The 20,136-nt window shown below is 40.8% G+C and carries 14 protein-coding genes, 2 tRNA genes and 1 riboswitch; of the genes, 10 read left to right on the forward strand and 6 right to left on the reverse strand.

Annotated elements, in window-relative coordinates; translation table 11 throughout:
- Positions 1-6: 6 nt before the first annotated feature.
- Positions 7-78, reverse strand: a tRNA-Glu gene (locus BLR27_RS03355).
- A 108-nt stretch (positions 79-186) separates the two neighbouring features.
- Positions 187-263 (reverse strand) — tRNA-Met (locus BLR27_RS03360).
- 108 nt (positions 264-371) lie between these two features.
- Here BLR27_RS03360 and era point away from each other — a divergent pair.
- The 3 genes from era (at position 372) to BLR27_RS03375 (ending at position 2,902) form a co-directional block, all read left to right on the forward strand.
- Positions 372-1,250, forward strand: coding sequence for a GTPase Era (gene era, locus BLR27_RS03365; protein WP_090699907.1), 879 nt, complete (start codon positions 372-374; stop codon positions 1,248-1,250).
- Between the two features lie 140 nt (positions 1,251-1,390).
- On the forward strand, positions 1,391-2,692 hold the full coding sequence (der, locus tag BLR27_RS03370; protein ID WP_090699911.1) for a ribosome biogenesis GTPase Der: 1,302 nt from the start codon (positions 1,391-1,393) through the stop codon (positions 2,690-2,692).
- 21 nt (positions 2,693-2,713) lie between these two features.
- Positions 2,714-2,902: a hypothetical protein gene (locus BLR27_RS03375; RefSeq protein WP_090699915.1), complete on the forward strand. Its 189-nt coding sequence runs from the start codon at positions 2,714-2,716 to the stop codon at positions 2,900-2,902.
- A 7-nt stretch (positions 2,903-2,909) separates the two neighbouring features.
- Here BLR27_RS03375 and BLR27_RS03380 read toward each other — a convergent pair whose 3' ends face one another.
- On the reverse strand, positions 2,910-4,562 hold the full coding sequence (locus BLR27_RS03380; RefSeq protein ID WP_245704417.1) for a S41 family peptidase: 1,653 nt from the start codon (positions 4,560-4,562) through the stop codon (positions 2,910-2,912).
- A 122-nt stretch (positions 4,563-4,684) separates the two neighbouring features.
- Here BLR27_RS03380 and BLR27_RS03385 point away from each other — a divergent pair, with 122 nt between their 5' ends.
- The 7 genes from BLR27_RS03385 (at position 4,685) to metF (ending at position 14,811) form a co-directional block, all read left to right on the forward strand.
- Positions 4,685-6,898 carry a TonB-dependent receptor family protein gene (locus BLR27_RS03385; protein ID WP_090699924.1) on the forward strand — a complete coding sequence of 738 codons (2,214 nt, stop codon included), beginning with the start codon at positions 4,685-4,687 and terminating at the stop codon, positions 6,896-6,898.
- Between the two features lie 114 nt (positions 6,899-7,012).
- Positions 7,013-7,822, forward strand: coding sequence for an N-acetylmuramic acid 6-phosphate etherase (gene murQ / locus BLR27_RS03390; RefSeq protein WP_090699928.1), 810 nt, complete (start codon positions 7,013-7,015; stop codon positions 7,820-7,822).
- An 18-nt stretch (positions 7,823-7,840) separates the two neighbouring features.
- Positions 7,841-8,407: a hypothetical protein gene (locus tag BLR27_RS03395; RefSeq protein ID WP_090699932.1), complete on the forward strand. Its 567-nt coding sequence runs from the start codon at positions 7,841-7,843 to the stop codon at positions 8,405-8,407.
- Positions 8,408-8,558: 151 nt separating this feature from the next.
- Positions 8,559-9,296 (forward strand): Bax inhibitor-1/YccA family protein, encoded by a 738-nt coding sequence (locus tag BLR27_RS03400; protein WP_090699936.1) that lies wholly within the window; start codon positions 8,559-8,561, stop codon positions 9,294-9,296.
- A 135-nt stretch (positions 9,297-9,431) separates the two neighbouring features.
- Positions 9,432-9,532, forward strand: a riboswitch (SAM riboswitch).
- 162 nt (positions 9,533-9,694) lie between these two features.
- Positions 9,695-13,369, forward strand: a complete 3,675-nt coding sequence (gene metH, locus BLR27_RS03405) for a methionine synthase (protein WP_090699940.1) — start codon at positions 9,695-9,697, stop codon at positions 13,367-13,369.
- Positions 13,370-13,406: 37 nt separating this feature from the next.
- Positions 13,407-13,781: a four helix bundle protein gene (locus tag BLR27_RS03410; RefSeq protein WP_090699945.1), complete on the forward strand. Its 375-nt coding sequence runs from the start codon at positions 13,407-13,409 to the stop codon at positions 13,779-13,781.
- A gap of 73 nt (positions 13,782-13,854) precedes the next feature.
- Complete coding sequence (metF, locus tag BLR27_RS03415) at positions 13,855-14,811, forward strand: methylenetetrahydrofolate reductase [NAD(P)H] (RefSeq protein ID WP_090699950.1); 957 nt, start codon at positions 13,855-13,857, stop codon at positions 14,809-14,811.
- 336 nt (positions 14,812-15,147) lie between these two features.
- Here the strand turns inward: metF and thrC are convergent, their stop codons facing one another.
- From thrC to thrA, 3 genes are all read right to left on the reverse strand, one after another.
- Positions 15,148-16,452: a threonine synthase gene (gene thrC / locus BLR27_RS03420; protein WP_090699955.1), complete on the reverse strand. Its 1,305-nt coding sequence runs from the start codon at positions 16,450-16,452 to the stop codon at positions 15,148-15,150.
- On the reverse strand, positions 16,452-17,387 hold the full coding sequence (locus BLR27_RS03425) for a homoserine kinase (protein ID WP_090699960.1): 936 nt from the start codon (positions 17,385-17,387) through the stop codon (positions 16,452-16,454). The genes thrC and BLR27_RS03425 overlap by 1 nt, the downstream gene beginning before the upstream one ends.
- Positions 17,388-17,458: 71 nt before the next feature.
- Positions 17,459-19,915, reverse strand: coding sequence for a bifunctional aspartate kinase/homoserine dehydrogenase I (gene thrA / locus BLR27_RS03430; RefSeq protein WP_090699965.1), 2,457 nt, complete (start codon positions 19,913-19,915; stop codon positions 17,459-17,461).
- Positions 19,916-20,136 lie beyond the last annotated feature (221 nt).

Consider the following 20,136-nt stretch of genomic DNA (forward strand, 5'->3'; position numbering starts at 1 on the left):
CGTCTGTAGCCCGTAGGGGAATCGAACCCCTGTTTCCAGAATGAAAATCTGGCGTCCTCACCCCTAGACGAACGGGCCTTCTTAAGCTAAAAGCTAAGTAGGTAAAAGGTAAAAGCTTCCCGGAAGATGCTTTTTGCTTGCTTCGGCTTTCGGCTTTACGCTTTTTGCTTTCAGCTTGATACTACCTGGGTAGCGGGAGCCAGACTCGAACTGACGACCTTCGGGTTATGAGCCCGACGAGCTACCAACTGCTCCATCCCGCACTGTGACAATTTAAAGCTTTAAAGAACGCCCTGTGTTGCTTTTAAATTGGACTGCAAAGATATATTTCGTTTCTTTGCGGTGCAAATATATTTTAAAATAAATTTTACATGTCGCATAAAGCCGGATTTGTTAGTCTCGTCGGGAAACCAAACGTTGGAAAATCTACCCTGATGAATGCCCTGGTTGGTGAAAAGCTTTCCATAATCACTCCTAAGGCACAAACTACGCGCCATCGCATTTTGGGTATCGTGAATGAACCTGACTCACAAATTGTTTTTTCTGATACTCCCGGAGTGATCAAACCGGTTTATGGAATGCAGGAATCGATGATGAGTTTTGTAAATTCCTCTCTTGTCGACGCAGATATCATCTTATTTGTCACAGATATCAACGAAAAATATGACGAAAATGATGTTCTTGAAAAATTAGCCAAGACCACTTCACCTATTGCCGTGGTTATCAACAAGATCGATAAGTCAAACGAAGATCTGGTAAAGGAAAAAATACTGTATTGGGAGGAAAAACTGAAACCACAGGCAATTTTTGCGGTTTCTGCATTACATGATCATAATGTTCCTGCAGTGATGCAATTCATTATGGATAATCTGCCCGAGCATCCGCCATATTACGATAAAGACACCCTCACCGACAGGAATGAACGATTCTTTGTTTCGGAAATAATCCGTGAAAAAGTTTTTAAACTGTACGATAAAGAGATCCCATACAGCACCGAAGTGATCATCACTGCTTTCAAAGATGAAGCAAAGATCATCCGGATAAGTTCTGAGATCATTGTAGAACGCGATTCTCAAAAAAATATCATCATCGGTAAAGCAGGTGAAATGCTTAAAAAAGTTGGAACCTATGCCCGAAAAGATATGGAAGAGTTCCTTCAGAAAAAAGTCTTTTTAGAAATGTTCGTGAAGGTCATCCCTGATTGGAGAAACCGGAAGAACTATTTGAAGAGTTTTGGGTATGAAGATTAAATAGAACCAAGATTCAAGAGTCAAGAATCAAGAATTGGAGGCTCTTGGAGTAATAAATATATCAAATCAGATTGAAGTGCGAATGGATTAAGACTTAAATTGTCTTACATCCTGACTCTTGGATCTTAGATCAAAAGAAAATGAGCAATATAGTAGCAATCGTAGGCCGCCCCAATGTAGGTAAGTCGACATTATATAACAGATTAACCGAAACGCGTAAAGCGATAGTTGATGACTACAGCGGAGTGACCCGTGACAGGCATTATGGAGTGGCTGAGTGGACCGATAAGCATTTTACAGTGATTGACACAGGCGGTTATGTTGCGCACTCTGACGACGTGTTTGAGGCCGCTATACGTGAGCAGGTGGTTATCGCAATTGAAGAGGCAACAGTTATTCTCTTTATGGTTGATGTGGTTACCGGAATTACCGACCTTGATGATGATATTGCCAAATTACTTCGCCGCAGTCAGAAGCCTGTTTTTGTGGTTGTTAATAAAGTTGATAATAATCAGCGACTAACTGATGCCAGCATATTTTACAGCTTAGGTCTGGGCGAGATCTATCCGCTTTCATCCATGTCAGGTTCCGGAACCGGTGAGCTTCTTGATGAGGTGATCAAACATTTCGAACCGGAAGATGAAGATGAAAATCAGCTTCCTAAATATGCGATCGTAGGTAGGCCAAACGTTGGTAAATCATCCCTGATCAATGCACTGATAGGCCGCGAAAGAAATATTGTGACACCAATCGCAGGAACAACCCGCGACTCTATTCACATCCATTATAACCAGTTCGGGCATGAATTCATGCTGATCGATACGGCCGGACTTCGTAAAAAAACCAAGGTTAAAGAGAACATCGAATTTTATTCAGTGATGCGTACCATTAAAGCACTTGAAGAAGCCGATGTGGTGATCCTGATGATTGATGCTGTAGAAGGAATTGAATCGCAGGACATCAATATCTTCCACCTTGCAGAAAAGAATAAAAAAGGGATCGTGATCCTGGTAAATAAATGGGATCTGATTGAAAAGAACACTAAAACCACCAGCGTTTTTGAAGAACAGATCTATCAAAAGATCGCTCCCTTTACTGATGTGCCGATCGTATTTACTTCAGTAGTTGAGAAGCAAAGAATCTACAAATCACTTGAGGCAGCATCAAAGGTCTATGAGAATAAGCTGAAAAAGATCCCGACCTCAAAACTGAATGATGTCATGCTTCCCATCATTGAGAACTTCCCTCCTCCAGCTGTGAAAGGAAAGTATGTAAAGATCAAATATGTGACACAGATCAACGCATCTTCACCCATGTTCGCATTCTTCTGTAACCTGCCACAATATGTTAAAGAGCCGTATAAGCGTTTTGTAGAAAATAAAATTCGTGAGAACTTTGATTTTACAGGAGTACCAATACAAATATTCTTCAGACAGAAATAAAATTCAACTAACTAATAAACTATGAAAAAGACATTATTTACACTTTGCGCATCAGCAATATTATTCACAGCCTGTAACAGTACAGATCAGGGAGAAATTGACAGACAAGATTCAATTCAGGAGGCCGCAGCTGCCGACTCAATGCTTAATTCAGCTATCGAAGCCGACTCATTAAGCCAGGACACCATTACTGTTGATTCGATCCAGTAAAAAATAATTATAAAGAAGAAACTTTGAATACCTCCAGCGACCGGCTTATAGCCTGGTCGCCAGAGTTCAAAGCTTTGTAATAACCCTCATCACCAAAATGATACCTGGCAAACAAAGCCTTAAGCTGCGTTTCAATTTCATTCCTCGAAGTCTGTAACTGACCTGCATTTGCCTTAATTTTCTTAGCAGCGGCAATTTGAATGATTTTTTTTATATCCTGATCACTCAATACAAAACTCCTGATGATCTCTTCAGCTGAGTTGAACTTCTGGTTATTCCTGACAAGATGATTATATAACATTTCATTCAAAACACCCTTTACGGTAAGGGTGCTATATAGCTCTGTATAACCACTGGTATCTACAGGAATGAATATATCAGGCATAATTCCGCCACCGCCATAAACCAGTTTCCCAGACTTAGTAGTGTAGGACTTATTTTTATTAAAAAGACTATCGCTTAATCCCTTTCCGTCTGAACTAAGTTCTCCATTTTTAAGCCGGTCATTCACTTCTTTGTAGTAGGCCTGATTCCCGTTTTTATAAGATTTTTGTATCGATCTTCCTGAAGCAGTATAATATCGGGCTATCGTTAAATTAAGGGCTGAACCATCGCCGAAATCAAACTGCTCCTGAACCAGTCCCTTCCCAAATGAGCGTCTGCCAATGATGGTACCCCTTTCAAGATCCTGAATTGCTCCGGCCACGATCTCACTTGCAGATGCTGTATTCTCATCAATAAGTACCACTAGCTTTCCATCCTCAAATTCACCTTTTGAACTGGCGAAATAATCTGTCCGGGGTTCATGCAATCCTTCCGTATAAACGATCAATGCCTTATCCTTTAAAAATTCATCCGCAAGGGCCGTAGCTGAATTCAGATAACCGCCACCATTATCGCGAAGATCCAGGATCAGGTTCTTCATTCCCTGCTTTTTAAGCTTTAACACGCTTGCATGAAAATCTTCATCAGTTTGTGCACCAAATTTGCTGATCTTGACATAGCCGGTCTGATCGCCCAGCATATAATCCGCATCAATACTGCTCACAACGATCCTGTCGCGCAAAACACTGAAATTTCTATTTACTGTATCTCGTTTTACCAGCAATTCAACCGAAGAACCTTTCTTACCCCTGATCTGTTCTACCACTTTTCTTGAAGTGATGCGAATACCGGAAACAGCTTTTTTATTGATCGCCAGAATTTTGTCGCCATGCCGTAAACCAGCCTTGAATGCTGGTCCACCAGGATTTACCGAAGTAACCAGTAATGTGTCGTTCAAAATATAATACTCAATCCCAATACCATTAAAGTTTCCTTCAAGGTCATCTGACATAAGCTGCGCCTCTTCAGGTGCCAGGTAGGCAGAATGAGGATCAAGCTGCTTCAATATCTCCTGAATTGCAATATCCTGAATTGTATCTAACTTGACAGAATCGACATAATTTTCATTGATGATCTGGATCACCTGCTCAACTTTTGCAGAGCGGTTTGATAAACCAAAGGGAAGAAAGGAGCCGTTTTTCGAATTCTGATTTTCACGCACTAATTTAGGCCCCAGAATTAATCCTGCGATCAAAACAACCGAATATCCGGCAGCAATCAGAATGTTTTTTTTTGTTCCGGACTTCATCTTAATAGCGATCTCAAATCTATTCAAAATCCTCCTACTTCTGAATACGATTAAAATTCAATAATATTATTCATAATCATTCTAAATAATTTGATTTTTTGAAGATCAACTCGTATAATTGCAGCCTATTTGAATTTAGTCTAAATAATATGAAGCGAATTTTCGCAGTTTTCTTTTCTCTTTCTATCCTGGCATCAGGAGTTTGGGCACAACCAAAAAGGCCTTCTCAAGCTGTTAAACTATCAGACAGTACCATAATTGAAATGCCCCAGATCATCATCATTGGAAAAAGAGATGGCCTGATCAGTAAAACTCCGGGATCTGCCACCATTCTAAATTCAAGAGAGATCAAACAATTTGCACCGCTTACATCCAACGAATTATTGCGCAAAGTAACCGGAGTTAATGTGGTGGATGAAGAAGGTGCCGGTTTAAGGCTTAATATCAGTATCCGCGGCTTAGATCCGGACAGAAGTCGTAATGTTCTTATGCTTGAAGATGGGGTACCCATTGCATTAGGCCCCTATGGAGAACCCGAAATGTATTTTACACCATCAATCGATAAAATGGCAGGAATTGAGGTACTGAAAGGAAGCGGACAGATCTTGTTTGGTCCGCAAACCATTGGCGGTGTTGTTAACTTTTTCACAGCCGACCCCCCTTCAATGGAAGCCAGCCGAATCAAACTGACCGGTGCTAAAAATGGCTATTTTTCAGGATTCGGAACTTATGGCAATACTATCGGCAAAACAGGTTTTATTGTTTCCTACCTCCATAAAAGAGCGGATGACCTGGGGCCAACAAGCTTCAGGCTTAACGACCTTTCCGCAAAGATCAAGATCGAGCTCAACTCAAATTCAAATTTAGGGATCAAACTAGGATATTATGATGAAGAATCTAATTCAACTTATATTGGTTTAACTCAAACCATGTACGATCAGGGAGGTGAGGATTTTGTCAGGATGTCGCCATTTGACAATTTACCGATCAAACGTTTTTCTGCAAGTACTACCCATCAGCTTAAGATCAACGAAAACATCAGCTTAAAAACAACCGCTTATGCCTATACAACCAGCCGCAATTGGCAGAGACAAGACTTTTCATTCAACTCTGCAACCGCAAACAAAACAGGTGTAATCTGGGGGAACACGAGCATAACAAACGGTGCCGTTTACATGCTCAATTCAACAGGAAACCGTAACCGGCAGTTTGAGGTAGCCGGAATTGAACCACGTTTGAGTATCAATTACAATTTCCTGAATATTAAAAACGAGCTTGAAACAGGCCTTCGTTTTCTTTATGAAAAAGCTGATGAACAATTCATAATCGGCCAGAATGCCAATACCGCAGAGGGCACCATGCGCGATAAGGAAGTCAGAACGGGCAATTCTATCAGTGCCTATGCCCAGAATACATTTAATATCAGTTCCAAACTTTCTCTGAATGCTGGGTTAAGAATGGAAAACTTTGATTATGAGCGCAAGATCCTTCGTGGAAGATACCGCATCAATAATATAAATAACGTGATCAGGGATACCAGTATCGTTTCGGATGATAATACCTTTACCCTTATTCCCGGCCTCGGCATTAACTTTGCCGTTAATGATAATGTCAACATATTCAGCGGAGTACACAAAGGCTTTGCTCCTCCACGAATAAAAGATGCAATTACTTCCGAAGGGGTCCCTTATAATCTGGATGCTGAACTAAGCACCAACTATGAGCTTGGAACGCGTATGAGCTTCGAAAATTTTCTAAGTGCAGAATTTACCGCATTCATCCTTGACTTTAAGAACCAGATCATCCCGGTTTCAAATTCATCAGGCAATGTGAATGCTACGGGTGTAGTTAATGGCGGACAAACATTGCACAAAGGAATTGAGGCAGGCATCAAGCTTGATTTTGGCAAAATTTCAGGGTCAAAAAATTCATATACTCTGGAAACCAATTTAACCCTTCAGAATTCTGTTTATAGTAATGATCGTTTTATCCAGGTAAACGGTGCTTCAATCAATGTAAAGAATAATGCATTGCCATATTCAGCTAATGTCATGATGTGGAATGCCTTAGGAATGAATTTACAAAATGGCTTCGGCTTCAGAATTGCCGGCAATTATATAGGTTCGCAATATACAGATGAACTTAATACTGCTTCAGCTTCTTCAAATGGCAGGATCGGCCAGTTAAAAAGCAGATACATCATTGATGCAAATGCCTTCTACCGTATCCCAAAAACGAATGCCAACCTTAATATTTCAGTTAAAAACCTAAGTAACAAACGATATATCAGTACACGAAGACCAGAAGGAATCCGTGTAGGTTTACCAAGGTTGCTTACTGCTGGTTTCGAAATTAATTTTTAATCAATAGAATATTTTTTCTATACCCGTTCTGAAATTTCAGAACGGGTATTTTATTTTCAATTAATTATCAGCTACAAGATAATATTCCGATTTTAGCCCCAGAAAATATTGAAAATGAAAAGAACTACAGAACAGGACTCCAACTACACTGATTTAGATAAAATGTCTGTTGCAGAACTGCTGCACGGAATAAACAATGAAGATAAAACAGTCCCCTTAGCCGTTGAAAAGGTAATCCCCGAAATTGAAAAGGTGGTAAATATTATCGTTGAGAAGATCAGTGAAGGAGGGCGCTTATTTTATATCGGTGCCGGCACAAGCGGTCGACTGGGAATTCTTGACGCATCTGAATGCCCGCCAACCTATGGTGTTCCCTTTGATATGGTTGTTGGTATCATTGCCGGCGGTGACACCGCCATCAGAAGAGCAGTTGAAAATGCAGAAGATAATGCAGAACAAGCATGGAAAGACCTCCAGGAATTTAACATTTCGGATAAAGATGTACTGATTGGCATTGCAGCCTCAGGAACAACACCTTACGTTATCGGAGGACTTAATAAAGCCAATGAAAATGGATTAGAAACAGCATGTATTGTGTGTAATGCCGGCAGTCCGGTTGCACAGGCAGCTAAATACCCGATCGAAATTGTTGTAGGGCCTGAATTTGTAACCGGTTCTACTCGTATGAAATCGGGAACTGCTCAAAAACTGGTTCTGAATATGATCAGTACAACATCTATGATCAGACTTGGCCGGGTAAAAGGCAATAAAATGGTAGATATGCAGTTAACCAATGTTAAATTGGTAGGACGAGCCGTAAATATGGTGATGCAGGCAACATCCCTGGATGAAAAAACTGCACAGTCCCTGCTTGATACATACGGAAGCGTGCGTAAAGCCGTTGAAAACGCACAGGAAAAATAAAGATCCTGCAAAGTTCACATGCATGAAATAGAACCATATTACCGCTGGAGAGACGATTATATCGCTTCTGAAGATCCTCTTTCGCCGTTTTTTGAAACAAAATATAGTGAATTTGAATTTGATAAACAGATCTATAATTACCTGATTCACCCGCAATGGGATTTCTTTGGTTCGCAAACGCTCTATCTTAAGGTTTTATATGCCGATTATGAGACAGGATTTGCCATAATAGAATTTATGGGAGAGTGGAATGATGCCCTTCATAATGATATCATGACCCTGAAACGGGAGATCATCGAACTTATGATTGATGAGGGAATTAATAAATTCATCCTTATCGGAGAAAATGTTCTCAACTTTCATTCTTCAGATGATTGTTATTATGAAGAATGGTTCCAGGATGTAGAAGATGGATGGATAGCTGGCATAAACTTCAGGGAACACGTAATCAGTGAGTTCAAAAGAAATAATATTGATTATTATATCAACTTTGGTGGTAACCTGGATGATATGGCATGGCGAAACCTAAGACCAATTCAGCTATTTAAAAATGTTGAAATGGAATTAAGCCGAAGGCTTAATTAGCCGAAAGCGGAAAGTTGAAAGGGGAAAGGTAAAAGCTGAAAGGTAAATCAGCTTAAAGATTTAGCTGAATTCTAAAGGCATCTTTTAAACTTTTACGCTTCGATAACACTTGAACAGATCATTTTCATTAAATTCGATAAAACAAATTAATATGTCACAAAGAGAAACAGTATACCAGTATAGCAACGAGCCTATCATTCAGCGTGAAGGTGGAATAACTTCCAGAAACTTTCTGCCAAATGTATTTTTATGGATGTTTATCGCACTTGCCCTTTCTGCTGGATTTGCATGGTCATTTTCTTCTGATCAGGCTTTATTAAGCATGCTGATCGATACTACAACTGGCGGAAGAACTACACTGGGAACTATAGCGATGTTTGCCCCTTTGGCCTTTGTGCTGGTGATGTCATTCGGTATGAACCGGCTCTCCTTCCCTGCACTGGCCCTGATTTTTGTATTATATTCTGCTGCAACCGGAATAAGTCTGAGTTATATTTTATTGGTTTATACATCTTCTTCGGTTCTCGGCTGTTTTATATCAGCCTCTCTGCTATTTGCAGTTATGGCTGTGGCAGGTTATACTACTGAACAGGATCTAACCAAATTCGGTCCCATCCTGATGATGGCTTTAGTAGGAATAATCATTGCCAGCGTGGTCAACTTCTTTTTAGGAAGCAGCCAGCTGGATTACATTATCAGCTTTATAGGAGTAGCACTTTTTGTAGGTTTAACAGCTTATGATATGCAACGACTTAAGCGTATTGCAGCCGGAATTGAGTATGGCGATGCATCAGCAAATAAAATGGTGATCATGGGTGCCTTAACCCTTTATCTTGATTTTATAAACCTATTTATCATGCTGCTTCGTTTATTCGGCGGAAAGAAGTAGAAGGTTTGTTGTCTGTTGTCTGTTGTCTGTTGTCTGTTGTCTGGCTACCGTACCCAAACTGTTAACCCGATAGCTATCGGGTGACAACTGATTATACAAATTTGCTTTTCAGCAAATTATCTTGCACTTTTGCACTGCTTATTCAGAAAGACGGAGGGATTAGACCCTGCGAAGTCTTAGCAACCTGTGCTAACAAGGTGCTACGTTCTATCCGCCCAAGGCGGAACAGATAAGTTAAAGTCAATGAATACCGACTTTTCGAAGATAAGCCTGTTATAGATGTGAGAAATTGGGTCTGAGATACGATAGTTGTGATCATGCATTATTGATTTGCATATGATTACTTCTATTTCCTTTCTCATATCTCATATCTTATATCTTATATCTTAAAAAGAATAATGAGCATCAGAGAAGAATTAAAAAAACGAATATTAGTTATTGACGGAGCCATGGGTACAATGATCCAGCGCTATCAATTAACAGAAGAAGATTTCAGAGGCGAACGATTTAAAGATCATCCATGCGACTTAAGAGGCAATAATGACCTCTTAAATATAACTCGTCCAGATATCATTAAAGCAATACATGCTGAATATCTGGAAGCCGGCGCCGACATAATTGAAACCAACACCTTCAGCACCCAACGTATTTCCATGGCTGATTATCAGTTGGAAGACCTCTCCTATGAGATGAGTTTTGAAGGTGCGCGAATCGCAAAAGAAATTGCCACAGAATATACACTCAAAAACCCTGATAAACCTCGTTTTGTTGCCGGAGCTTTAGGCCCCACAACTAAAATGGCGTCCATGTCGCCAGATGTAAATGATCCCGGATATCGGGCAGTAACATTTGATGAACTCGTTGATGCCTATTATGAACAGGTTAAGGGATTGATCGAAGGTGGCGCAGATGTTCTCTTATTCGAAACAATCACTGATACCCTGATCACAAAAGCCGCCCTTTTCGCAGCAAAAAACTACGAGAATGAAAGTGGTAAAAAGATCGATATCATGATCTCAGGAACGATCACGGATGCCAGCGGAAGAACATTATCTGGACAGACCGTTGAAGCCTTTTTGAATTCTTTGAGTCATGCCAACCTGCTAAGTATCGGACTGAATTGCGCCCTCGGTGCAAAAGATATGCGTCCGCATATTGAAGAACTTTCTGAAAAAGCAGCTTGTTTTATTTCCGCCTACCCAAATGCCGGACTTCCAAATGAATTTGGGGCATACGATGAACTACCGCATGAAACCGCCCATCTGGTTGAAGATTTCATGGCGAATGGCTTTGTCAATATTGTTGGTGGATGCTGTGGTACTACACCTGAGCACATCAAATGTATTGCTGAAAAAGCAGCAAAATTCCCTCCAAGGGTTCCTCCTGTTCCTGAACCATTTCTACGCCTTAGCGGACTTGAACCAGTAACATTAACACCTGAGACCAATTTTGTGAATATTGGTGAGCGTACTAACATCACCGGGTCTCCTAAATTCTCCAAACTTATTTTAAGTGGAAATTTTGATGAGGCTTTATCTGTCGCGCGCCAGCAGGTTGAAGGCGGTGCCCAGATCATTGATGTGAACATGGATGAAGGAATGCTTGATTCTGAAGCTGCCATGGTCAAATTTCTGAACCTTATCGCCTCAGAACCGGATATTTCAAAACTTCCCATCATGGTCGACTCCTCCAAATGGAGTGTCATTGAAGCCGGATTAAAATGTCTTCAGGGCAAGGGAATTGTAAACTCTATCTCCCTGAAAGAAGGCGAGGAAGCATTTAAAACCTATGCCGGAAAGATCCGTCAATATGGTGCAGCCGTGGTAGTCATGGCCTTTGATGAAGCCGGACAGGCCGATTCACTGGAAAGACGTAAAGAAATTTGTCAGAGGTCTTATGATATTTTAGTTAACGAGGTCAATTTCCCGCCTCAGGATATCATTTTTGATCCAAACATCCTGACAGTGGCGACAGGTCTGGAAGAACATAATAATTATGCCGTCGATTTTATAGAGGCTACACGTTGGATCAAACAAAACCTGCCTCTTGCAAAAGTAAGTGGCGGAGTAAGTAATATTTCATTCTCTTTCAGAGGTAATAATACAGTCCGTGAAGCCATGCACTCTGCATTTTTGTATCATGCAATTAAGGCAGGACTGGACATGGGTATTGTGAACGCCGGTATGCTGGAGGTATATGAAGAGATCCCTAAAGATCTTCTTGAACTGGTGGAAGATGTATTACTTAATCGCAGATCAGATGCCACTGAACGCCTGGTTGATTTTGCAGATACCATCAAGACAAAGGGTAAAGTAATAGTTAAAGATGAAGAATGGCGTAAAAACAGTGTCGAATCAAGACTTTCGCATTCTCTTGTTAAGGGAATAATCGATTACCTGGACGATGATGTTGAAGAAGCCCGTCAGAAATATGATAAACCTCTGGAAGTGATCGAAGGACCGCTGATGGACGGAATGGGTATAGTGGGCGACTTGTTCGGTCAGGGTAAGATGTTCCTTCCGCAGGTTGTGAAATCTGCCAGAGTGATGAAAAAAGCTGTGGCCTACCTCCTGCCCTTCATCGAAGAGGAAAAACTTAACAATGCTGATAGTAATCAGCGAAAGAATGCAGGGAAAATATTATTGGCTACCGTAAAAGGTGATGTTCATGATATTGGTAAAAACATCGTTGGGGTAGTTCTGGCATGTAATAACTTTGAGGTGATCGACCTTGGCGTTATGGTTCCGGCACAAAAGATCATAGAAACAGCGAAAGCTGAAAATGTTGATATTATCGGACTTAGCGGACTGATCACTCCATCGCTTGACGAAATGGTGCATTTCGCCAAAGAAATGGAAAGACAAGGGTTTACCATTCCACTTATTATTGGTGGAGCGACTACTTCCCGAATCCATGCAGCAGTGAAGGTGGCACCCAATTATTCTGGTCCGGCGGTACATGTACTTGACGCATCAAGAAGTGTAACGGTGTGCAGCACACTGATGAGTGATGATAACAGGGATGCTTATATCAACAACATCCGGGAGGAATATGACAAGGCAAGAGAAGCTCATTTAAACAAGAAATCGGACAAGCGCTTCAAAACTATTGGAGAAGCCCGGGCAGCTAAATTTCAAATTGACCTGAGTCTTCCGGCAGTTCCGAAGCCTACGTTTTTAGGAACTAAGATATTTGCTGATTTTTCTCTGGAAGAGTTGGTCCCATACATCGATTGGACTCCATTTTTCCATACCTGGGAGCTGAGAGGCAGTTATCCACGCATCTTTGAAGATGATTTTGTTGGGGTTGAAGCCAAAAAATTATACGATGAGGCAAGGGTCTTATTGGATAAGATCATCGCTGATAAATCGCTGAAGGCTAAAGGAGTGATCGGATTCTGGCCTGCAAACTCTGTTGGAGATGATATCGAACTCTATACTGATGAAAGCAGAACTCAGGTTTACAAAACGATCCATACCCTTCGCCAGCAATCAGAGAAAGCAGCAGGTGAACCATATTATGCCTTATCAGATTTTATTGCACCAAAAGAATCAGGCATCGCCGACTATTGGGGTGGATTTGCAGTAACAACAGGTATTGGATGTGATGAACTTGTTGCAGAGTTCGAAAAGAATTATGACGACTATAACAGTATCATGGTCAAAGCACTTGCCGACAGACTTGCCGAAGCATTTGCAGAACGCATGCACGAATTGGTACGAAAAGAATTCTGGGCCTATTCTCATGATGAAGCACTAAGCTCTGAAGAACTGATCAAGGAAAAATATACCGGTATCCGTCCGGCACCAGGTTACCCTGCATGCCCGGATCACACCGAAAAGGAAACCCTATTTGAGATTCTGGATGCAGAAAACGCGACTACTATCCATTTAACAGAGAGTTTTGCGATGTATCCCACAGCAGCAGTCAGCGGCTTCTATTTTGCCCATCCTCAGTCCCGTTATTTTGGCTTGGGAAAGATCAACAAAGATCAGGTGGAAGATTATGCTATTCGCAAAAATATGCCGCTTGAGGATGTGGAGAGGTGGTTGAGTCCTAATTTAGCGTATTAGTTGGTTAGTAGTTAGATGGTTAGTTGGTTAGACTATTATGAGTGCTTATCAGAAATATACAGAGTTAGATGTATGGAAACATGCCAGAGCATTAGCTTCGTATACGTATGAGTTGACTTCTACCTACCCAAAATCAGAACAATTTGGAATAGTTTCACAGATTAGACGATGTGTGGTTTCGGTTCCATCAAATATTGCTGAGGGTTGTGGAAGACAACATAAAAAAGAGACTATTCAATTTCTAACAATTGCCAGAGGTTCATTATATGAATTAGAAACACAACTATATATTTCAAAAGACTTATCATATATTACTGAAGATCAACTTAGTATCTGCTTGAATAAAATAGAGAATTTAGGAAAATTATTAAATGGATTCATAAGGTACAACACCGAAAAAAAGGAAGCATAATAAAACAATTAGTTGTCATTTAGTAGCCAATTTTCTAACCAACTAACTACGAACCAACTAACTACGAAATAAAATGAAAATAACCGAACATATAAAAAACGCCAAAGGCAAAACACTCTTCTCATTTGAACTGCTACCACCGGTTAAGGGTCAGAGTATTCAGGGTATTTATGATGCTATTGATCCTTTGATGGAATTTAATCCTCCTTTTATTGATGTAACCTATCACAGGGAAGATTATATATATAAGCAGCATGACAATGGTTTGCTTGAAAAAGTTTCTTATCGTAAGCGCCCGGGAACAGTAGCAATTTGTGCCTCGATCATGAACAGATATAAAGTAGATGCTGTTCCGCATCTTATCTGTGGAGGATTTACAAAAGAAGAAACAGAAAATGCACTGATCGACCTCCAGTTTCTTGGGATCGATAACGTATTGGTATTACGTGGAGATGCCCGCCATGCGGATTCCGGATTTATTCCAACCCCCGGAGGGCATGCATATGCTACCGACCTTCTGAAACAGGTTGTTGATATGAATAACGGAATTTATCTTCATGAAGATCATGATACGGCCTATAAAACGAAATTCTGTATCGGGGTAGCCGGATATCCGGAGAAACATTTCGAAGCCCCTAATTTGAAATCCGACTTTAATTTCCTGAAACAGAAAGTTGAAATGGGAGCTGAATTTATCGTTACCCAAATGTTTTTCGACAATTCAAAATATGTTGAATTTGTTGATCAATGTCGCAAAAATGGCATTAATGTTCCGATCATACCGGGCTTAAAACCGATCACATCATCCAAGCAAATGATTAGTTTACCAAAAATATTCCATATCGATCTTCCTGAAGAATTAAGTGAAGCGGTTGCAAAATGCAAATCAGAAAAGGAAGTCAGGGAAGTTGGAATTGAGCATATGATCGCTCAATGTAAGGAACTTATGACAATCGGGGCACCTGTATTACACTTTTATACTATGAGTAATCCCGGACCGACAAAAAGAATCGCAGAAGCAATCTTTTAATAATATCACCCCCTTCAGGGTTTTTTGATGGAATTCAATTGAGATCCAAAAATAATATCACACCCTTCAGGGTTTTTAGCTGGAATTTCATTGAGATTCAATGATAATATCAGCCCTTCAAGCTTTTTTACAATAATATCAGTTACTCGGATCCCGTTGATTAAATTATCATAGCATTATTCAGTTTGGTTGGAATGAAAAACCAAACACCAATATTTGATATGCAAAATCCCGAAGGGATGTCATTATTATAATTAGGAATGATTAGAATATTAAACCCCGAAGGGGGTGATATTATTGTGGCATTAAACCCCGTAGGGGTGATATTATTGAGCGTTACCCCAATAGATACTTCCTGAAGGATTCAAAATCATTACCAAGGCTTACAACTACCCGTATTTTCTCTTCCAATTCTTTTACCTGAGCAGGGGTTTCAATTTCCCGGGCGATTTCCTCAGGGAAAATATCCGGAAACTTACAAGCATGAGCAGTAGATAAAAACACACCGGCAGCTTCTTCTGAAGGATGATCATTCATCCATTGCTTCAAAGCCAGCCATGCAATTGCCGTATGCGGGCACATGATATAGCCATGGTCAGCATGGACCTGCTTTATCGCATCAAGGGTTTCCTCGTCACTATAACTATAACCTGTTAAAACCTTTTTCAATTCTTCCCTGTTTCCTCCAAAAAGATCCATGATACGCACCCAATTACTCGGGTCACCAACATCCATCGCATTCGACCAGGTTTGGACAGAAGGTTTAGCCTGATAGACCCCGGTTTTTAAAAAAGACGGAACGGTATCATTCACATTGGTTGCAGCCAGAAATTGCTTCACTGGAAGCCCCATTTTCAAGGCAAGCATACCAGCACCGATATTTCCGAAATTTCCACTGGGAACCGAAAAAACTACTTCGCTGAAGCCTTGACGCTGAAGCTGGGCATAAGCATTGAAATAATAAAAGGTCTGCGGGATAAGCCTGGAGATATTAATTGAATTGGCTGATGTCAGGCGGAATCGTTCCTTCAGCTTCGGGTCATTGAATGCCCTTTTAACCAAAGCCTGGCAATCATCAAATGTACCGTCAATCTCTACTGCACGAATATTTTGTCCGTTAGTTGTGAGTTGCAACTCCTGTATCGGACTAACCTTTCCCTTAGGATAAAGGATCGTCACCATGGTATTGGCAACACCCAGAAAACCGAGAGCTACTGCCCCACCAGTATCACCTGATGTAGCAACAAGAACATTAAGTTCTTTCTCGCCTTGTCTCAGAAAATAGGCCATTACGCGGCTCATAAAGCGTGCACCAAAATCTTTAAAAGCTAATGAAGGACCATGAAAAAGCTCCAGAACATGAATACGTCCAGAAATCTCTACCACCGGAGCCTCAAAATTGATCGCTTCATTTACTATCCGCTGAAGGTCATCATCAGGAATAGCTCCGTTCAATATTGCTTTGGAAACCTGAAATGCTATCTCAGGCAAAGAGTACAGATGAAGATCACTGATAAATTCAGGATCCAGCACCGGGATATTTTCCGGCATATATAATCCCTTATCAGCGGGTAAGCTATTAAATACACCCTCCTTGAAGGGTACTCTCAAATCTTTATTATTGGTACTATATAAATTCATTAGTCTAAAATAATAGGTCCCTGAGCATTGATAGGCGAACGGTAAGCAATACTTTCGGTATCCAGCCAAAGGAAATGTTTCTGTAATTTTTCATTGATGATCCGGGCATCATCTTCATTCCTGGTAAATGTAAAAACTGATGGTCCGGAACCTGAGATCCCAAAGCTCAGTGCACCATTTTCCATGGCAATTTCCCGGAGTTTATAAAAATCAGGAATAAGGATAGACCTAACAGGTTCAACGATCACATCCTTCATGCTCCTCGCAATCAGATCAATATCTTTGGTATATAATCCAGCAACCAAGCCTGCAACATTTCCCCATTGTACAACAGCATCCTTTAAAAGGATCTTACTGCGAATAATCTGTCGGGCATCACGTGTAGGCACATCGATCTGTGGAAATACAATGGAGCAGAACAATTCTTCAGGATAGGGAAGTTTGATTATATCGAGCGGTTCATAGCTTCTGACCAGGACAAATCCTCCCAGCAAGGCAGGAGCCACATTATCCGCATGGCCATATCCGCAGGCCATCTCTTCTCCCTTCATAGCAAAAGGAACGAGTTCCATTTTACTTAAAGGACTGTCCATCAGCGTATTTATTGCAAACAAGCCGGCAACAGTACTGGCAGAGCTGGAACCCAATCCACTGCCAATTGGCATTTTCTTAAACAATTCTATCTCTACCCCTACATCAGGGCGTCCAATATGATTGAGATAATGCTGTACACTTAAGCTGACCGTGTTTTTTGCAGGATCGTAGGGTAAACGGCCTTCATCGCCACTGATCTTTGTTATGATCACACCGGGTTCATCCCTTAACCGCATGATCACCTCATCACCTGGTGCATTTACTGCAAATCCCAGAACATCATATCCACAAACAACATTGGCTACCGTGGCGGGAGCAAAAACATTAACTGATCTCTTCATATTGTACCATTATCTCCTGAACAAGCTGCCAAAAGCATCCTAACCAAAAATATTAAAATTAATTCCACTACTTAGAATTTTAGTGCCCCCACGTTCACTATATCTGCAAAAACGCCTGCTGCAGTAACTTCAGCACCAGCACCCGGACCTTTAACCACCATCGGCCTTTCTCTATATCTTTCAGTTGTAAATGAAATGATATTATCACTTCCGGACAAGGCATAGAAAGGATGTGCATCATCTACCATTTGAAGGCTGATCTTCACCTTGCCATTTTCCAGTTTACCAATATATCGCAGTACTTTTTTACCATCTTCAGCCTGTTTTTTCATGTTTTCGAAAAAATCATTCTCAGTTTTAAGAGCAAGGTAAAAATCATCTACAGATTCAGCATCAATACAGGATTGAGGAAGCATACTTTCAATATCAACATCCTCCGCTTCAAGCTCATAACCCGCATCACGGGCCAGAATAAGCATTTTACGCATAAAGTCTGTACCGCGAAGGTCATCCCTTGGATCTGGCTCAGTATAGCCCTTTTCCTGAGCCTGCTTCACAATATCATGGAATGTCACATCACCTTTATAATTATTGAAAATGTAGGAGATAGTTCCTGAAAGAATAGATTCGATACTGATGATCCGGTCACCACTGATCATCAGGTCCTTCAGGGTTTTTACGATCGGTAGCCCTGCACCAACATTGGTCTCATAAAAATAGTCAACCCCATGAAGCCTTGCTGTATCACGGAACTGCTTATACTGTGCAAAAGACCCTGAATTTCCAATCTTGTTGCAAGTTACAACGGAAATATTTGAACTGAAGATCTCATGATAGAATTCAATAGGGTTTTTACTTGCCGTATTATCTGCAAAGACACAATTAGGCAGGTTCATGGCTTTCATTCTGCTGACAAAACCAGAAAGCTCGGCAGTTTCACCCTGATCCTGCAGATCATTCTCCCAGCTTTCCAGCGTAATTCCTTCCTCATTAAACATCATTTTGCGAGTATTACTGATACCCACAACCTTGATCTGAATGCCATTATGTTTTTGAAGAAAATCTTTATGCTCCAGCAATTGTTTAAATAAGGTAGTTCCAATATTGCCGGTGCCAAGGCAGAATACATGTAATGTTTTATTTAGCTCTACAAAAAAGGCATCATGAACTGCATTAAGCCCCTTATTAAGATCTTCGCGTGAGATCACAACCGAAATATTGTACTCAGATGAACCTTGTGCAATAGCTCTCACATTGATCCCGTTACGGCCAAGAGCATGAAATAGCTTGCCGGAAATTCCAGGGGTTTGCTTCATATTTTCACCCACTATGGCCAGTACCGAAAGGCCCTGCTCAAAAACAGGAGCTTCAATTTTCTTAGCCAAAAGTTCCAGTTCAAACTCATGTTCTATTAAATGCTGAGCCCTTGATGCATCAGAAGGATGGATAGCAAAAGTGATACTATGTTCTGACGAAGACTGGGTGATCAGGATAATATTGATCTGCTCGCGTGCCAGTAAAGAAAATAAGCGGCCGCTGAATCCGGCTTTTCCTACCATTCCGCTTCCCTCAATGTTGATGATACTGATATCATTTATGGATGAGATCCCCTTTATTGCAAGGTTAGAACTTTGACAGTTGTGACGGATCACAGAACCCTGAAATTCAGGCTCGAAGGTATTACGTATTACGATAGGGATCCTTTTCAGAAATGCCGGGATCATCGTTGGCGGATAGATCACCTTTGCTCCGAAAAACGAAAGCTCCATGGCCTCAGTATAGGAAAGTTCAGGCAGAGAAAACGCCTTTTTGACCATCCTCGGATCGGCAGTCATCATCCCATTTACATCAGTCCAGATCTCTATCTCTTCTGCGTTCAAAGCTGAACCAAAAATAGCCGCCGTATAATCACTCCCCCCTCTACCTAAGGTCGTAATTCTGCCTTCCTCATTGCTTGCAATAAAACCGGTAACAAAAATAATTTTATCGCTATTTCTATTATAATGATCACGGATCAGCATTTCAGAAAGCTCCATATTCACACGGGCCTGGCCATATGAGCTATCAGTTTTAATTAATTCTGCTGCATTTACAAACAGATCATCGTCCGACTTTTGTCCGGCTATTTTACTGATCATGAATGCCGAACAACGCTCACCATAACTAAGTACCAGATCACGCGTTCTGGGAGTCAACTCCTTCAGGATCATTACTCCCTGAAGTAAATCTTCAAGCTCATTAAATAAGATACGAAGCTTTGTAAATACAGGATTCTGCTTTGAGACGGCTAGTAACTCTTTGATCACATGGAAGTGACGCTCTTCAAGTTCCTTTAATTCATTGCTGAAGGTGCCTCCCTTTTCGGCCTTATCAGCCATAGCTGATAAGAGATTGGTTACACCACTCATTGCTGACAGAACAACAACCGGATTTCCGGAATGAGCCTGTTCCTTTTCAATGATCTGCAATAATTTACTGATCGATTCAACCGATCCTACCGAGGTACCCCCGAACTTTAAAACTTTCATTATTAATAGTATTTCTTCGATTTCTGATAAAAAAAAACGCCTTCCCCGTTATCGGAGGAAGGCGTTTTTTGATGTTTTATGTTTAATTTACACCATACAATCACCTTCCCCATGCGATAGCGTGGTGGTTGTTGTGTTTGTTGTGGTATAAAAGGTAGTTATCATGTCTTTTTTGTGTGCCGTAAATTACGGTCTTAATTTTTGAATAAACAAATGATTGT

The organism is Daejeonella rubra, assembly GCF_900103545.1.
GTDB lineage: Bacteria > Bacteroidota > Bacteroidia > Sphingobacteriales > Sphingobacteriaceae > Daejeonella > Daejeonella rubra.

Coding starts and splice junctions, on each gene's coding strand:
- metF (WP_090699950.1), top strand. CDS start 13,855: ATGAAAATAACCGAACATATAAAAAACGCCAAAGGCAAAACACTCTTC.
- BLR27_RS03395 (WP_090699932.1), top strand. CDS start 7,841: ATGCATGAAATAGAACCATATTACCGCTGGAGAGACGATTATATCGCT.
- BLR27_RS03385 (WP_090699924.1), top strand. CDS start 4,685: ATGAAGCGAATTTTCGCAGTTTTCTTTTCTCTTTCTATCCTGGCATCA.
- der (WP_090699911.1), top strand. CDS start 1,391: ATGAGCAATATAGTAGCAATCGTAGGCCGCCCCAATGTAGGTAAGTCG.
- BLR27_RS03425 (WP_090699960.1), bottom strand. CDS start 17,387: ATGAAGAGATCAGTTAATGTTTTTGCTCCCGCCACGGTAGCCAATGTT.
- BLR27_RS03410 (WP_090699945.1), top strand. CDS start 13,407: ATGAGTGCTTATCAGAAATATACAGAGTTAGATGTATGGAAACATGCC.
- BLR27_RS03400 (WP_090699936.1), top strand. CDS start 8,559: ATGTCACAAAGAGAAACAGTATACCAGTATAGCAACGAGCCTATCATT.
- era (WP_090699907.1), top strand. CDS start 372: ATGTCGCATAAAGCCGGATTTGTTAGTCTCGTCGGGAAACCAAACGTT.
- thrC (WP_090699955.1), bottom strand. CDS start 16,452: ATGAATTTATATAGTACCAATAATAAAGATTTGAGAGTACCCTTCAAG.
- BLR27_RS03375 (WP_090699915.1), top strand. CDS start 2,714: ATGAAAAAGACATTATTTACACTTTGCGCATCAGCAATATTATTCACA.
- thrA (WP_090699965.1), bottom strand. CDS start 19,915: ATGAAAGTTTTAAAGTTCGGGGGTACCTCGGTAGGATCGGTTGAATCG.
- murQ (WP_090699928.1), top strand. CDS start 7,013: ATGAAAAGAACTACAGAACAGGACTCCAACTACACTGATTTAGATAAA.
- metH (WP_090699940.1), top strand. CDS start 9,695: ATGAGCATCAGAGAAGAATTAAAAAAACGAATATTAGTTATTGACGGA.